General features: G+C 70.2%; 13 protein-coding genes. 8 read left to right on the top strand and 5 right to left on the bottom strand.

All coding sequences use genetic code 11. The annotated features are described in order from the left end of the window. The first annotated feature begins 61 nt into the window (after positions 1-61). From FZO89_RS09710 to FZO89_RS09680, 7 genes are all read left to right on the top strand, one after another. Positions 62-826 carry a ferredoxin--NADP reductase gene (locus FZO89_RS09710; protein WP_262378596.1) on the top strand — a complete coding sequence of 255 codons (765 nt, stop codon included), beginning with the start codon at positions 62-64 and terminating at the stop codon, positions 824-826. Between the two features lie 78 nt (positions 827-904). Beyond that, positions 905-2095 (top strand): hypothetical protein, encoded by a 1191-nt coding sequence (locus FZO89_RS09705; RefSeq protein WP_149103061.1) that lies wholly within the window; start codon positions 905-907, stop codon positions 2093-2095. A gap of 152 nt (positions 2096-2247) precedes the next feature. Next, positions 2248-2844, top strand: a complete 597-nt coding sequence (locus tag FZO89_RS09700; RefSeq protein ID WP_149103060.1) for a hypothetical protein — start codon at positions 2248-2250, stop codon at positions 2842-2844. Next, positions 2841-3041 carry a helix-turn-helix transcriptional regulator gene (locus FZO89_RS09695; RefSeq protein WP_149103059.1) on the top strand — a complete coding sequence of 67 codons (201 nt, stop codon included), beginning with the start codon at positions 2841-2843 and terminating at the stop codon, positions 3039-3041. Before FZO89_RS09700 ends, FZO89_RS09695 begins: the two co-directional genes overlap by 4 nt. Continuing rightward, positions 3038-4555 carry an alpha/beta fold hydrolase gene (locus FZO89_RS09690; protein ID WP_149103058.1) on the top strand — a complete coding sequence of 506 codons (1518 nt, stop codon included), beginning with the start codon at positions 3038-3040 and terminating at the stop codon, positions 4553-4555. The genes FZO89_RS09695 and FZO89_RS09690 overlap by 4 nt, the downstream gene beginning before the upstream one ends. A 127-nt stretch (positions 4556-4682) precedes the next feature. Next, on the top strand, positions 4683-5441 hold the full coding sequence (locus FZO89_RS09685; protein WP_149103057.1) for an ABC transporter ATP-binding protein: 759 nt from the start codon (positions 4683-4685) through the stop codon (positions 5439-5441). Next, on the top strand, positions 5438-6607 hold the full coding sequence (locus FZO89_RS09680; RefSeq protein WP_149103056.1) for an ABC transporter permease: 1170 nt from the start codon (positions 5438-5440) through the stop codon (positions 6605-6607). The genes FZO89_RS09685 and FZO89_RS09680 overlap by 4 nt, the downstream gene beginning before the upstream one ends. Positions 6608-6705: 98 nt before the next feature. On the opposite strand, the gene FZO89_RS09675 is transcribed toward FZO89_RS09680, so the two are convergent. The 5 genes from FZO89_RS09675 to rpmH all read right to left on the bottom strand — a co-directional run bounded on the left by FZO89_RS09675 (position 6706) and on the right by rpmH (position 12300). Beyond that, the gene (locus FZO89_RS09675; RefSeq protein WP_149103055.1) at positions 6706-7761 is read right to left on the bottom strand and encodes a TonB family protein; all 1056 of its coding nucleotides are present in this window, start codon (positions 7759-7761) and stop codon (positions 6706-6708) included. Positions 7762-7932: 171 nt separating this feature from the next. Further along, positions 7933-9273, bottom strand: coding sequence for a tRNA uridine-5-carboxymethylaminomethyl(34) synthesis GTPase MnmE (gene mnmE / locus FZO89_RS09670; protein WP_149103054.1), 1341 nt, complete (start codon positions 9271-9273; stop codon positions 7933-7935). A gap of 648 nt (positions 9274-9921) precedes the next feature. Further along, positions 9922-11658: a membrane protein insertase YidC gene (gene yidC, locus FZO89_RS09665; protein WP_149103053.1), complete on the bottom strand. Its 1737-nt coding sequence runs from the start codon at positions 11656-11658 to the stop codon at positions 9922-9924. Positions 11659-11671: 13 nt separating this feature from the next. Beyond that, entirely contained in the window at positions 11672-12106 is a 435-nt protein-coding gene (gene rnpA, locus FZO89_RS09660; RefSeq protein ID WP_149103052.1) for a ribonuclease P protein component, read from the bottom strand. A 53-nt stretch (positions 12107-12159) separates the two neighbouring features. Further along, positions 12160-12300, bottom strand: a complete 141-nt coding sequence (gene rpmH / locus FZO89_RS09655; protein ID WP_149103051.1) for a 50S ribosomal protein L34 — start codon at positions 12298-12300, stop codon at positions 12160-12162. Positions 12301-12504: 204 nt separating this feature from the next. On the opposite strand from rpmH, the gene dnaA reads away from it, so the two are divergent. Beyond that, positions 12505-13827: a chromosomal replication initiator protein DnaA gene (gene dnaA / locus FZO89_RS09650; RefSeq protein WP_149103050.1), complete on the top strand. Its 1323-nt coding sequence runs from the start codon at positions 12505-12507 to the stop codon at positions 13825-13827. Positions 13828-14444: the final 617 nt, after the last annotated feature.

Below are 14444 nucleotides of genomic sequence, written 5' to 3'. Positions count from 1 at the left end.
CGAACCGCTAGTATAGGCGCCCCATCGGCCCGCTCCCGGGCCAGAGCGTCCCATTCCGGTCTTGGCCATCGTCCAGTTTCCGCTCAAGCTCGTCGGCAGGCGCATGCTCGCGCCGTCGGTCGCGCACCTGACTTTCACCCGCGACGACGGCCAGCCGCTGGATTTCGTCCCCGGGCAGTTCATCCAGGTGCACTTCCAATACGCCGACGGCACCGCGACCAAGCGCTCGTATTCGCTGGCGACGATCCACGACCACGCGCTCGCGCCCGGCGATGCGGTGGAGATTGCGGTCAGCTACGTGCCCGGCGGCGCGGCGACGGCGCTGTTCGAGGGGCTCGACGAAGGCGGCACGGTGCAGGCGAGCGGGCCGTTCGGCCGCTTCTGCCTGATGCCGGCCGACGTCAACCGGCGCTACCTGCTGATCGGCACCGGCACCGGCGTCACCCCGTACCGCTCGATGCTGCCGCTGCTGGCGCAGGCGATCGCGACGCGCGGCGCCGAGGTGGTGCTGCTGTTCGGCGCACGCACTCCGGCCGAACTGCTGTACGGCGACGAGTTCCGCGCGTTCGCCGAAGCGCACCCGGGCTTCCGCTTCGTGCCGTGCTTCTCGCGCGAGCTGCCCGCGCCCGGCTCGGCGCACGCGCACGCCGACGTGCGCCACGGCTACGTGCAGCAGTTCCTGGCCGAATTCGCACCCGACCCCGCCGGCGACGTCGCCTACCTGTGCGGCAACCCGAACATGGTCGACGCCTGTTTCGAGGCGCTCAAGGAGGCGGGTCTGGCGGTGCCGCAGATTCGTCGCGAAAAGTACGTCAGCAGCAAGTAGGCAGGTGGCCCGCATCGTCCCGCCTCCGCGCAGCGCTCGCGGTTCACGCTTGCGACGCGGCAGCCCGGTCCGCAGCAAATGAACGTCGACCGCGACGACGTCGCCCCCGATCTCGCGGCGTTCCATCCGCCTGCCGCGCCACCGCCACCGCCTCGGGGCAAGGCGCTGCTGAAGTGCGTGATGTTCTTCCTGCTGTCTGCGTTCGTCGGCGGAATCGCGGGTTGGGGCGTGGCTCGGGCGGGCCTGCCTTTCGGGAATGCGCTTCCGGCGGTGTCGTGGGGGTGGGTGCTGGCCTTCGCCGTGCTGATGGCCTGGCCGCACATCGTGCTGCACGAAGCCGGTCACGCGCTGTGCGGCCTTGCGCGCGGGATGCGGCCGATCGCGTTCGGCATCGGCCCGCTGCGCTGGGATCGCGGCGGATCCGGCTGGCGGTTCCGTCACGGGTCCCGCGTCGCGGGCATCAGCGGATTTGCGGCCCTGCTGCCGGTCGGCGATCGCGGGCTGTCGCGGACCGACCAGGCGCTCTACCTGCTGGGTGGTCCACTGGCGAACCTGGCGACCGCCGCGTTCGCACTCGCGTTGCTGCCGCTGGCGGGCGAGGGTCGCGTGCTCGCGTCGTTCCTGCTTGGGACGGCGGGCAGCGCGTTGTTGCTGGGCCTGGCGAACCTGGCGCCATTCCGCAGCCAGGGCTGGCGCTCGGACGGCCGCGGCCTGCTCGACCTGTTGCGGCGTTCGCCGGACGCCGCGCTGCAACAGCGTATCGCCCAGTTGCTGGCCTTGAACATGGCCGGCGTGCGGCCGCGGGACTGGCCCGGGGAACTGGTGCCCGGGCCGTTGCCGGCATCCGCTTCGCCCATGCTTGCCGTCAACGGCGACATCCTGCGGCTTTCTTGGGCGATGGATCGCGGTGACGACGTCGCCGCGGCCGCTGCCGCGCAGCGGGTGACCGCCAAGTTCAACACGCTGCCCGAAGCGTTCCGGCCCCATCTCGCCATCGCGCTGGCCGGCCATGTCGCCCGCAACCTGCGCAATGCGGCGCTGCTGGCGGCTTGGCGACCGCTCTGCGAGGGCGGCGTCACCGACCTGGCGCCGATGCGCGCATGGCTGGATGCGGAACTGGCCGTGCAGACCGGCGCGCCCGATGCCGGCGACGCAATCGTGGCCGCACACGGCTCGCTGGACCGCGCAGCGGATCCGGTGACGGCGCAGCTGCTGGGCGAATATCTCGAGGAACTGGGGCGGCGCACGGGCGGCGCCGGCGACCGCTAACAGGATTGTCAAGGATGCTTGACTTCGGAAAGGGGAACCGACACCCTGTTGTCAAGCGTCCTTGACACACATCCTCCCGATGATCACTCCCGCATGCCCCTCGGGCGGCCCGTCGACCCCCGCTGCTGCGGCCACCAGGGGAGCTTGACGACATGCCCGTGCCCAGCCTGCTCACCCGCAAACGCCGGTTGTATGCCCTGCTTGCGGCGGTGAGCGGCTTGTTGCTCTTGCTGGCACTGCTGCCGTGGCCCGGGATCGATCGCGCCGATCCCGTCCTCAAGCTCGTGCTGGCGATCAGCGCCGGCGGCCTGGCCACCGCCCTGATGCTGTGGTGGGCGCCGAGCCTGCTCGACATCTACCCGCGCGAGAAGGTATGGCGCATCCTGCTGGAAGGCGTGCCGCCGCTGGCGCTGTACATGTGGACCGTGGATCGCTGGCCGGCGGTGCTGGCGCAGACGCCCGCGGGTGCGATGCGCATCGCCATCGCATGCGCTCCCATCCTGCTGGTGCTCTGGGCCTGCATCGCCTTCGTCCGCTACGTGCGCATGCTGGACGAATTGCAGCAGCGGGTCGAACTCGTTTCCGTCTCGTTGGCGGCCGGACTGCTCTGCCTCCTGGCCGCGGCTGCGGGCATCCTGCACGCGGCCGGCATGCTGCAGATCGCAGGGCATGCCGCACTCTGGGCGTTCCCGGTGCTGGCCGTCGCCTACTCGCTGATCCGCGTTGCCCTGACGCGGCGCTACGAGTGAGGAGCCGGGTCCGCGAATTGCGCGAGGCGCGCGGCTGGTCACAAGCGCAGCTCGCCGAGCGTCTCGAGGTATCGAGGCAAACGGTCAACGCGATCGAGACCGGCAAGTATGATCCGAGCCTGCCGCTGGCGTTCCGGATCGCCGCCGTGTTCGACGCCAGCATCGAATCGATTTTCCTTCCGGAGGCATCCGCATGAAGCCCGCGCCGTTTTCCCTCTCCCTGCTCGCCGGTGCGCTGCTGCTCGCCGGGTGCGATGGCGGCACCCGCCAGCAGGCCGGTCCGCGCGCGGACGCGCAGGGCAAGCTGCACTACGGCGCGATCGCCTTCGAGCCCTGCGCCCTGGCCGCGCCGGGCGGGAGTTCGGTCGAAGCGCAGTGCGCGACCCTTCCCGTGCCCGAGAATCACGACGCGCCCGATGGCCGCCAGATCGAACTCGCGATCGCACTGCTGCCGGCCAAGGGCATGGCCGAGGCCGACCCGATCTACATGATCGCCGGCGGCCCGGGGCAATCGGCGATCGAGAGTTTCCCGATGGTGGCGAACGCGTTCTCCGACGTGCGCCGCAACCGCCACGTGCTGCTGGTGGATGCGCGCGGCACCGGCGGGTCCAATCCGCTGCTCTGCCCCGGCTTCATGGACGAGGAGACGCTGGCGGATCCTGCGAACGAAACGCCCGAGGCGGTGGCGCGTGTCACCGAGGCCTGCCGCGACGAACTGCAGAAGACCGCCGACCTGCGCTACTACACCACCGGCGACCACATCCGCGACCTCGACCTGGTGCGCGGCAAGATCGGCGTCGAGCGCGTGAACCTGGTCGGCGTGTCCTACGGCACCAGGGTCGCGCAGCAGTACGCCGCGGCCTACCCGCAGCACACCCGCAGCCTGGTGCTCGACTCGGTGGCCCCGAACTCGCTGGTGCTCGGGCAGGACCACGCCCGCAATCTCGAGGACGCGCTCGACGCGCAGTTCCAGCGCTGCCGCGCCAACGAGGCCTGCCTGACCAATCTCGGCGATCCGCGCCAGCAACTGACCCTGGTGCGCGAACGGCTGCAGGCCGGCGGTATCGCGCCGGTGCGCTACCGCGACCCGGTGTCGGGCGAATGGCGCGAGGAAGTGCCGCGGTTCGGCCACCTCGTGGGTCTGCTGCGCATGTACGCCTACCAGCCCTCGATGGCGGCCACATTGCCGCTGCTGCTGCACGAGGCCTCGCAGCAGCGCTACGAGAGCCTGCTCGCTCAGTCGCGCATGCTGGCCTCGGAGATGGGCGATTCGATCGCCATGGGGATGAGCCTGTCGGTGAGCTGCAGCGAGGACGCCGCGGAATTCCGCAGCGACACGGCCGATGCCGACACCGTGCTCGGCAACCTGCTGGTGGATCTGATGCAGCAGCAGTGCCAGGTGTGGCCGAAGGGCAGCCGCAGCGAGAATTTCCGCGCGCCGCTGTCCGGCGACGTGCCGGTGCTCGCGATCAGCGGCGAGCTCGACCCGGTCACCCCGCCGAGATACGGGGACGAGGTGGTCGAAACCCTGCCCAACGGCCGCCACCTGGTGCTGCCCGGCCAGGGCCACAGCGTGCTCGGCACCGGCTGCATGCCCAAGCTGTTCGCGCAGTTCGTCGAAACCGCCGACGCGAAGTCGCTCGACGCCAAATGCCTCGATCGCCTGAGCGCGCAGCCGCCGTTCGCAGGCAACTACGGCTGGGAGCCATGACGGCCGGGATTGGGGATTGGGGATTCGGGATTCGAAAGGAGACCCGTTCCCGCACGAGCCGCCCCAGTCGCACGCGAAATGTGTTTTTCCCAGTCCCGAATCCCCAATCCCCAATCCCGGCGTACATATGATCCTCCTCGACAACCTGCACAAATCCTTCAAGGCCAAGACCGGCACCGTGCATGCGGTGAAGGGCGTGGGCTTCGAGGCGCGCGACGGCGAGATCACCGGCCTGCTCGGCCCCAACGGCGCCGGCAAGACCACCACCCTGCGCATGCTCTACACCCTGATGGCGCCCGACCAGGGCCGGATCGAGGTCGACGGCATCGACGCGGCGAAGGATCCGACCGCGGTGCGCCAGCGCCTGGGCGTGCTGCCCGATGCGCGCGGCGTCTACAAGCGCCTGAGCGCGCGCGAGAACATCGCCTACTTCGGCCGCCTGCACGGCCTGGACGAGGCGACCATCGCCCGGCGCACCGCCGACATGGCCAGGACCCTGGTGATGGAGGATTTCCTCGATCGCCGCACCGAAGGCTTCAGCCAGGGCCAGCGCACCAAGACCGCGATCGCGCGCGCGCTGGTGCACGACCCGCGCAACGTGATCCTCGACGAACCCACCAACGGCCTCGACGTGATGACCACCCGCGGCCTGCGCGGCTTCCTGCGCGAGCTGCGCGACGAAGGCCGTTGCGTGATCTTCTCCAGCCACATCATGCAGGAGGTCGCCGCGCTGTGCGACCGCATCGTGGTGATCGCCCACGGCGAGGTGCGTGCGATCGGTTCGCCCGACGAACTGCGCGAGCAGACCGGGCTGTCGGATCTCGAGGACGTGTTCGTGCGCCTTGCCGACCTCGAAGCCGAAGCGAACACGGGAGCACGCGCATGAAGGCGATCTGGACCGTCGCGAAGAAGGAACTGCTGGACCTGTTCCGCGACCGCAAGACCATGGCGCTGGGACTGTTCCTCGGCCCGATCGTGATCCCGGCGCTGATCCTGGGCATGGGCGCGCTGGCCGAGAAGAAGATGCGCACCCAGCTCGAGTCGACCCTGGAGCTGCCGGTGATCGGCGCCGAGCATGCGCCGAACCTGATCGCGTTCCTCAAGGGCCGCAACATCGAGGCGCAGCCGGCACCGGAGGATCCGGACCGGGAAGTCCGCGACCAGGCCTGGGACGTGGTGCTGAAGATCGATCCGGAGTACGGCGAGCAATGGCGCGGCAGCCGCAGCGCCAGGGTCGAGCTGATCTACGACAGCTCGCGCCAGGATTCGCAGATTCCGGTCAACCGCCTGCGCGGCGTACTGCTGGAGTACAGCCGCACGGTCGGCGCGCTGCGGGGCATCAACCGCGGCGTCAGCCCCGAGGCCGGCTTCGCGCTCCAGGTCGGCCAGCGCGACGTCGCCACGCCCGAGGCGCGGCGCGGCATGATGCTGGCGTTCCTGCCCTACCTGCTGATCCTGCTCAGCTTCCTCGGTGGCGCGGCGCTGGTGATCGACGTCACTGCCGGCGAACGCGAGCGCCAGTCGCTCGAGCCGCTGCTGGCTACGCCGGCCCCGCGCGCGGCGATCATGAGCGGCAAGATCCTCGCCGCCTGCCTGTTCGGCATGCTCTCGCTGCTGCTGATCGTGCTGTCGCTGAAGTTCGCCTTCCAGCTCGCGCCGGGGCCGATGCAGCTGGTCGACGTGTCGCTGCCGGTGATGGCGCAGCTGCTGTTCGTGCTGCTGCCGATGGTGCTGATCGGCACCACCCTGCTGACGCTGATCGCGGCCAGCGTGAAGTCGGTGAAGGAAGCGCAGAGCTACATGAGCGTGCTGATGTTCCTGCCGATCATCCCGACCATCATGCTGATGGTGAACCCGATCAAGAACCAGCTGTGGCAGTTCGCGGTGCCGTTCCTCGCGCAGAACCAGATGATCCTCAAGCTGGTCCGCAGCGAAGCGATCACGCCGCAGGAGTGGGCGGTGTACCTGGCCGCGGGCTTCGGCCTGGGGCTGGCGCTGTGGCTGGTGGCCGCGCGCCTGTACCACCGCGAGAAGCTGGCGATCTCGGCCTGAGGCCACGCGTGCCGTGGCACCGCCGGAGGATCGGCGAGTCGATCCGCATGGAAAAAGCCCGGCTTGCGCCGGGCTTTTTTTACTTCGCGGCGACGCGCCTAGTCGGATGGACTGAAGTTGATCGTGCGCCGGGTGGTAACCGGGGCCGGCACCGGCTCGAAGCGCCAGCGCCTCACGGCGTTGAGCGCCTCGCGGTCGAAGGTGCGCGCCGGCGTCGCGCGGACCACGCGCGCCGCACTCACCGAACCGTCGACGGCGACGGTGAACTCCAGCTGCACCTCGCCGCCGGTGCCCGAACGCAGGGCGTCGGGCGGATAGCGCGGCGCCGGCGTGCTGATCGCGCGCAGGTCGCTCGCGGTGGCGGCGGGACGGTTGGCCGCCGGCTGGGTCGCCGCGGCCTGTTGCCGCGCGGCCTCCTGGCGCGCCGCTTCCTGGCGCGCGGCTTCCTGCCGCGCCGCCTCCTGGCGCGCAGCCTCCTGGCGCGCCGCTTCCTGACTCGCCTGCTGCTGCGCGGCCAGGTCGCGCGCGGCCTGCTCCTGTGCCAGGCGCTGCTGTTCCTGGCGCTCGCGCTCCAGTTCCTGCTGGCGCTGCGCTTCCTGTTCGGCGGTGAGCTGTTCCTGCTCGGCGCGACGCTCGGCTTCGGTCTCGGCGCTGGCGATCGTGGTCTTGAGGCGCTCGACCGCCGGGTAGGCCGAATCGGTCTTCTCGATCAGCGCTAGCAGGCGCCGGGCTTCTTCGAAGTCGCCCCGGTCGCGGCTCTGCTCGGTGGCGATCACGGTCATCGGCAACAGGTCGACCAGCGCGCTCGACACGCCGGCGTCGGCCGGCTGCTTGTCGCGCAGGGCGAGGTAGTACTCCATCGCGTTGTCGCCGCCCGGCGCGTACAGCCGGCTTTCCTGATAGGCCTTGGACGCGGCCTCGCGCAACTGCTCGGCGCTCATTGCCGAGACCTCGGCCGACACCGCCTCGGCAGGCGCCTGCTGAGTCGCGGGCGTGGGATCGGCGGGCGTCGCGGCCGGTGGCGCGGCACCGTCTGTGCTCGGCGCCTCCTGTTTGCAGGACGCGAGCAGCACGCCCAGGCCCAGGGCGAACGCAATCCCGATCGAGAGCCGACGCAGCCCCCTCCGGCCGGTCGCGGTGGTGTTGGTGAACATCGATTTTCCCCTGTGATGACGGATCACGTGCGCCTCTAGGACGCGACAGCCCGCGGCGTTTGTCAACCTGCCGGGCCGTGGCGGGAAGTCTGAGGGGGGTCTCGCCCGGAAACTGTGACGTAGTTTGCGAATTCCTGTGCGTGGGGGACGCGAAGGCCCGCCACGATCGCGCTACTTGCCGATGCAGAAGGTCGAGAAGATGTGCCCCAGCAGGTCGTCGGGCTGGGTGCGCCCGGTGATCTCGCCGAGCGCGTCGTGGGCGATGCGCAGCGCTTCGGCCGCCAGGTCCAGCTGCTCGTGCTCGAGCGCGGGCGCGGCGTCGGCGCAGGCCTGCCGTGCCCGGCCCAGGGCCTCGACATGGCGCGCGCGCGCGGTGAACGCGCCTTCGCCGGATTCCTCGCCCGCGGCCGCCGCGCGCAGGCACGCATGCACCCGATCCAGCCCGGCGCCGGTGCGCGCCGACGCGAGGATGGCGTCTTCCGGCGATGCGGCAGCGTGCGCCTCCAGCAGGTCGGCCTTGTTGTGCACGACGATGCGCTGCGGCACGTCGTCGAGGTCGGTGCCCAGCGCGCGCAGGCCGGCGCCCGGATCGCGCGCGTCGAGCACCACCAGGGCCAGATCGGCGCGTCGCAGTTCGTCGCGCGCGCGACGCATGCCCTCGCGCTCGATCGCGTCGCCGTCCTCGCGCAGGCCGGCGGTGTCGACCAGGGTCAGCTCGACGCCATCGATGCGCAGCGTTTCGCGCAGCAGGTCGCGGGTGGTGCCGGCGAGTTCGGTGACGATCGCGCGATCGCTGCCGGCGAGCGCGTTGAGCAGCGAGCTCTTGCCCGCGTTCGGCGGGCCGACGATCACCGCGTGCAGGCCATCACGCAGCCTGCGTCCGCGTTCGGCGGCGGCGAGCAGGGCGTCGAGCTGCGCGCGCGCATCGGCGAGCTGCGCGCGCAGCGCCTCGCCGCCGAGGGTATCGAGCGGTTCGTCGGCGAAGTCGATCGCGGCCTCGGCGTGTACCCGGATCGCGAGCAGGGTCGCCGCCAGCGCCTCGACACGCACCGAGAACCCGCCTTCGAGCGAGCGCCTCGCGGCCCGTGCGGCGCGCAGGTCACCGGCGGCGATCAGGTCGGCGACCGCTTCGGCCTGGGCGAGGTCGAGGCGGCCGTTGCGGCAGGCACGCTCGCTGAACTCGCCGGGGCGCGCGATCCGCGCGCCCAGCGCGCAGCAGCGCGCGACCAGCTGCCGCAACACGGGCGGGCTGCCGTGCGCCTGCAGTTCGACCACGTCCTCGCCGGTATAGCTGGCCGGAGCGACGAAGGCGAGCGCGATGCCGTCGTCGAGGATCGCACCATCGTCGTCGCGGAAGCGGACGTGGTGCGCATGCCGCGGACGCAGCGCGCGACCGCACAGCGTCGCGGCGATGGCGTGCGCGGCCGGGCCCGACAGCCGCACGATGCCGACGCCGCCCGCGCCGGGCGCGGTGGCGATCGCAACGATGGTGTCGGTGGGGTTGGCGGTCACGGGAATCGGGAATCGGGAATCGGGAATCGGGAATCGGGAATCGGGAAAAGCGTAACGCGTTCGCCCTCCGTTCCGGGAAGCGCCCTGCAGTACCCGACGCCGATCGCACTGCGAACACGCATGGCAAAAGGTCGCTCTTCGCCCGGGTGTGGGGAGGTAATCCGCGCTGGACCATTCCTGTCGGGTCTTCGGAAGGACGCCGCGTCCTGGCGCCCGGGGATCGCTTTTTGCTCGGTCAGGGCATCCTGCCCTGACTCACGCGCAAAACATCCATGTTTTGCTTGCCGTGATCCCCGGGCACCAGGACGCGCCTCACCGCTTCTGCAACCGCGATGGCCCGGTGGCCCGCTTCATCGAAACTGCGCCAATGATGGGCCGATAGGATGTGGGTCGACGGTTGAGCGGCGGCTCAACCCTGGGCGAGCGCGGCCGTTTAGGCGGCACTGCCACGCATCCACGTGAACGCCTGGCGCCTGGCGCGAGAACAGAGCACGCGGCGGGCTGACCGGGCCGGGTAGCAATCCCGGGCCCGGAACGGCCCCGCCACAACCCCGGGTCGAGCTCCGACAGCTTGGCGAGGTCCCCGCAGTGAAGAAGAACCAGAAAAGCCCGCCGGAGGGGCGGGCTTCTTGCGCTTCTCTGGCCCAGTCAGGCCTTGGCCGGCACGGGATCGGCGTACTTCTTCAGCATGTACCACTGCTGCAGCAGGCCCAGGCCGCCGTTGGTGACCCAGTACAGCACCAGGCCGGCCGGGAAGAACACCATCATCACGCCGAACACGATCGGCATCATCTGCATCATCCGCTGCTGCATCGGATCCATGCCGGTCATCGGCGAGAGCTTCTGCGTGGCCCACATCACCGCGATGTTGATCAGCGGCAGGATGAACCACGGATCGCGCGCGGTCAGGTCCTGGATCCAGCCGATCCACGGCGCGTGGCGCAGCTCCACCGATTCGAGCAGCACCCAGTACAGCGCGAAGAAGATCGGCATCTGCAGCAGGACCGGCAGGCAGCCGCCGACCGGGTTGATCTTCTCCTTCTTGTACAGCTCCATCATCGCGACCTGGAACTTCTGCTTGTCGTCGCCGTAGCGCTCCTTGAGCTGCTGCACGCGCGGCTGGAACCTGCGCATCTTGGCCATCGACTTGTACTGCGCGGTCGCCAGCGGGAACAGCAGGATCTTCACCAGCACCACCAGGCCGACGATGGCCCAGCCCCAGTTGCCGAAGATGCCGTGCAGTTTCGCCAGCACCCAGAACAGGCCCTCGCCCAGCCAGGCCATGATCGAGAAACGGCTGTAGTCGACCACGCGGTCGAGACCGGGCACCTGCTGCGCCTGGATCTGGCCGACCAGCTTGGGGCCGACCCAGAGCCGCGCGGCGCTGTCGGCCTGCTGGCCGGGCGCGACCACCATCGGCGTGGCCGCCATCTCCCGGATCAGATAGCGCGGCGCGCCGCTGCCGGCGTCGGTGTCGAGCAGGATCTGGTTCCTGGCGCCACCGGGCCCGTCGGGCAGCCATGCGCTGAAGAAGTGGTGCTGCACGAACGCGATCCAGGTGTTGCTGTCGCTGGCATTGACCGCGCCGTCCTCGTAATCGCTGAACCAGCGACGCAGGTAGCCCTGCTCGTCGCCGTACCAGGTCGCGCCGGTGAGGCTGAAGGATTCGGGGTTGGTCATGCCGCGCTTGACGTCCGGCGTGCCGCGCAGCAGCTGGCGGTAGGCGAAGCCCTGCCACGGCTGCGCGCCGGTGTTGCGGATCTCGTCGCGCACGGTGATGGCGTAATGACCGCGACGCAGCACATAGCTGCGATGGATGCTCACCCCGTCCGGACCACGCCAGACGAACGGGACCACCAGCTCGTCCTGCCCCGGCGCCAGCGCCAGCGAGCGTTCGGCGGTATCGGGCACGAAGCCCTGCTGGTGGTTCGGGGCTGCGCCGCCGGCGCTGACCCAGCCGCTCTGCGCGGCGTAGAAGCGCGCCGGCTGGCTGTCGAACAGCACCACCGGCGGGCTGTCCTCGTCGCGGCTCTGCGGATACTGCAGCAGTTCCGCGCGCAGCACGCTGCCGCCATCGACCAGCAGCCGCAATACGTCGGTCTCGACCTCGATGGCGCTGGCCGGGGCCGGCGCGGCAGTGCTCTCGACCGCACCCGGCGCCTGCGACACGGCCGGGGCGGCCGGGACCGCACCAGCGGTCGTGGTATCGGCCGCCGGGGTGGAGGGCGTCGACGGCACCGCGCCGGCGCCCTGCGCGGTTTGCGCCGGCACCGTCGTGCCCACCGCCTCGACCGGCGGCGCGGCCTGTTCCTTGTTCCATTCCATCCACAGCAGCACCGCCACCATCAGCCAGGCGAGGATCAGGAAGGTGCGGGTCTGGTTCATCGGACAGGCAGGCTCATTCGCCGTCGGAGCACGGCGCAACAGGGGAAGGCGGGAATGCCGGGCGGGAATCCGCGGCCGGCATTGTGCCGCCCGCGGCAGGGTGCGGCAACGCACCGGCGCGTCGCAGCAGCGCGGTGAAGGCTTCGCGCAATGCGATCGGCGCGGCGCTTGCGGCCGGCGGTCGGGCGACGATCACGTAGGCGCCCGCCGCGAGCGCGGGACGCAGGTGGCGGAAATGGTCGCGCAGGATGCGCTTGATCCGGTTGCGTCCCACCGCATGCGGATCGACCTTGCGCGAGACGGCCAGGCCCAGGCGCGCGGGGTTGGGTTCGCCCAGCCAGTGCAGGGCGAGCGCGGGCAGCGCGACGCGGCGTCCGTCGCGGAAGATGCGGTCGAAGTCGGCGCGCGCACGCACCCGCGCCGATCGCGGGAAGCGGGCATCGATCATGGACGAGAGGGGTTCCGGCCGGACGTGGGGCCGGGGCGCGGGCTCGCCGCGACTCAGGCCGACAGGATCTTGCGACCCTTGGCGCGACGGCGGGCCAGGATCTTGCGGCCGTCGGCGGTCTTCATGCGGGCACGGAAGCCGTGGTCGCGCTTGCGCTTGAGGTTGCTGGGCTGGTAGGTGCGCTTGGTGGCCATGGCGGGTCTACGACAATGCAGCGGGCGGAAAGAACCGGAGATTCTAGCGGCCGCGTACCGCAACGGTCAAGCCGCGCCACGCCCGGAACCTCCGGTCCGCCAGTGCGCACCCCGGGTGCGGGTGGTAGTCTGCCCTCCCCTCGCCACCCGACGACCGGCCCGCATCGCGCGCCGGCCGCTCCCGTTTTCGCCGTCACGACCGATATGGATGCCTGGCCCCGCTGCCTCGAACGCCTGGAAGCCGAACTGCCGGCCGAGGATGTGCACACCTGGCTCAGGCCGCTGCAGGCGCGCAGCCACGACAGCCGGACCGTGCTGTACGCGCCCAACGCGTTCGTGCGCGACGAGGTGCAGAGCCGGTACCTGGGACGCATCCGCGAACTGCTCGCGCACTTCTCCGGCAGCGGCGACGTGGCGCTGGAGATCGGTTCGCTGCCGCGCGCCGCCGCCGTGACAGCGGCGCCGGCGGCGCCCGCCCTGGCCGCCGCGCCGATGGAGGCATTCGCCGGGCATCTCGATGCGCACTACACCTTCGACAACTTCGTCGAGGGCCGCAGCAACCAGCTCGGTCGCGCCGCCGCCTGGCAGGCCGCGCTCCGGCCCGGCGATCGCGCGCACAACCCGCTGCTGCTGTACGGCGGCACCGGCCTGGGCAAGACCCACCTGATGTTCGCAGCCGGCAACGCCATGCGCCAGGCCAACCCGGCCGCGCGCGTGCTGTACCTGCGTTCGGAGCAGTTCTACAGCGCGTTCTTCCGCTCGCTGCAGGAAAAGACCACGGATCGCTTCAAGCGCCAGTTCCAGCAGGTCGATGCGCTGCTGATCGACGACATCCAGTTCTTCGCCGGCAAGGACCGCACCCAGGAGGAGTTCTTCCACACCTTCAACGCGCTGTTCGAGAGCCGCCAGCAGATCATCATGACCTGCGACCGCTATCCGCGCGAAGTCGACGGCCTCGAGCCGCGGCTGAAATCGCGGCTGTCGTGGGGGCTGTCGGTGGCGATCGATCCGCCGGACTTCGAGACCCGCGCGGCGATCGTGCTGGCCAAGGCGCACGAGCGCGGCACGGCGGTTCCCGAAGAGGTGGCGTTCCTGCTGGCGAAGAAGATGCACGGCAACGTGCGCGACCTGGAGGGCGCGCTCAATTCGCTGGCCGCGCGCGCCAATTTCACCGGCCGCACCATCACCGTCGAGTTCGCGCAGGAAACGCTGCGCGACCTGCTGCGCGCGCAGCAGCAGTCGATCGGCATCCCCAACATCCAGAAGGTGGTCGCCGACTACTACGGCCTGCAGATCAAGGACCTGCTGTCGAAGCGCCGCACGCGCTCGCTGGCGCGGCCGCGGCAGATGGCGATGGCGCTGGCCAAGGAACTGACCGAACACAGCCTGCCCGAGATCGGCGATGCCTTCGCCGGCCGCGACCACACCACGGTGCTGCACGCCTGTCGCCAGATCCGCAACCTGATGGAGACCGACGGCAAGTTGCGCGAAGACTGGGACAAGCTCATCCGCAAGCTCAGCGAGTAGGCGGGTCGGCGGCAGGACCGGTGCGCTCTCGCGACCCGCACGCACTGCGAACCCCGATGGATGCGCGGGCGAACCAGGCGCAAGCGTCGCAGGCAGGCGCCCGGTGGCAGGGGCCGGCACGACGACACGATTCGAGATCCTAGCCCGGCGGCAATTCGTGGCGAGCCACGAGGCTGCGGCACTGCACGGATCCCGGGCGGGCACGCAAGCGCAAGTGCATCCGCGCCGGGCGTTCGCGCCCTGGGCCCCTGGTTGCCGAGTGCGCGCAGCGCCAGGCACGCGGCGATCCCGCGACTGGAAGGTCCGCGCGGCGGATGCCGCCAGACCCCTTCCGCAGGACTCGCATGACAGGGGCCCGAAGCGCCTGCCGCCAGCCGCCCGAAAGGCACGACCCCGCGATCCGAAACCTTCGCTACACTAGATGTTGTGGTGTCCGTGGACAGTACTCGCACAACCTGTGGACAATCCTGGGCGTCGGGAATGATCCACAGCCTGCCTGCACCGGGCAGGCCACTTTACCCACACCCCGGGGCACCTTGAAAGTTCAATAAAATCAAACAGTTGAAGCACTTGTGCCCACTGTGCAGGCCCCCCAAGCACCACCGCTTTTGTAGTTC

The organism is Luteimonas viscosa, from assembly GCF_008244685.1.
Classification (GTDB): domain Bacteria; phylum Pseudomonadota; class Gammaproteobacteria; order Xanthomonadales; family Xanthomonadaceae; genus Luteimonas; species Luteimonas viscosa.
Note: the sequence above shows the minus strand (reverse complement) of the source record. Positions and strands in the feature narration are given on the sequence as shown.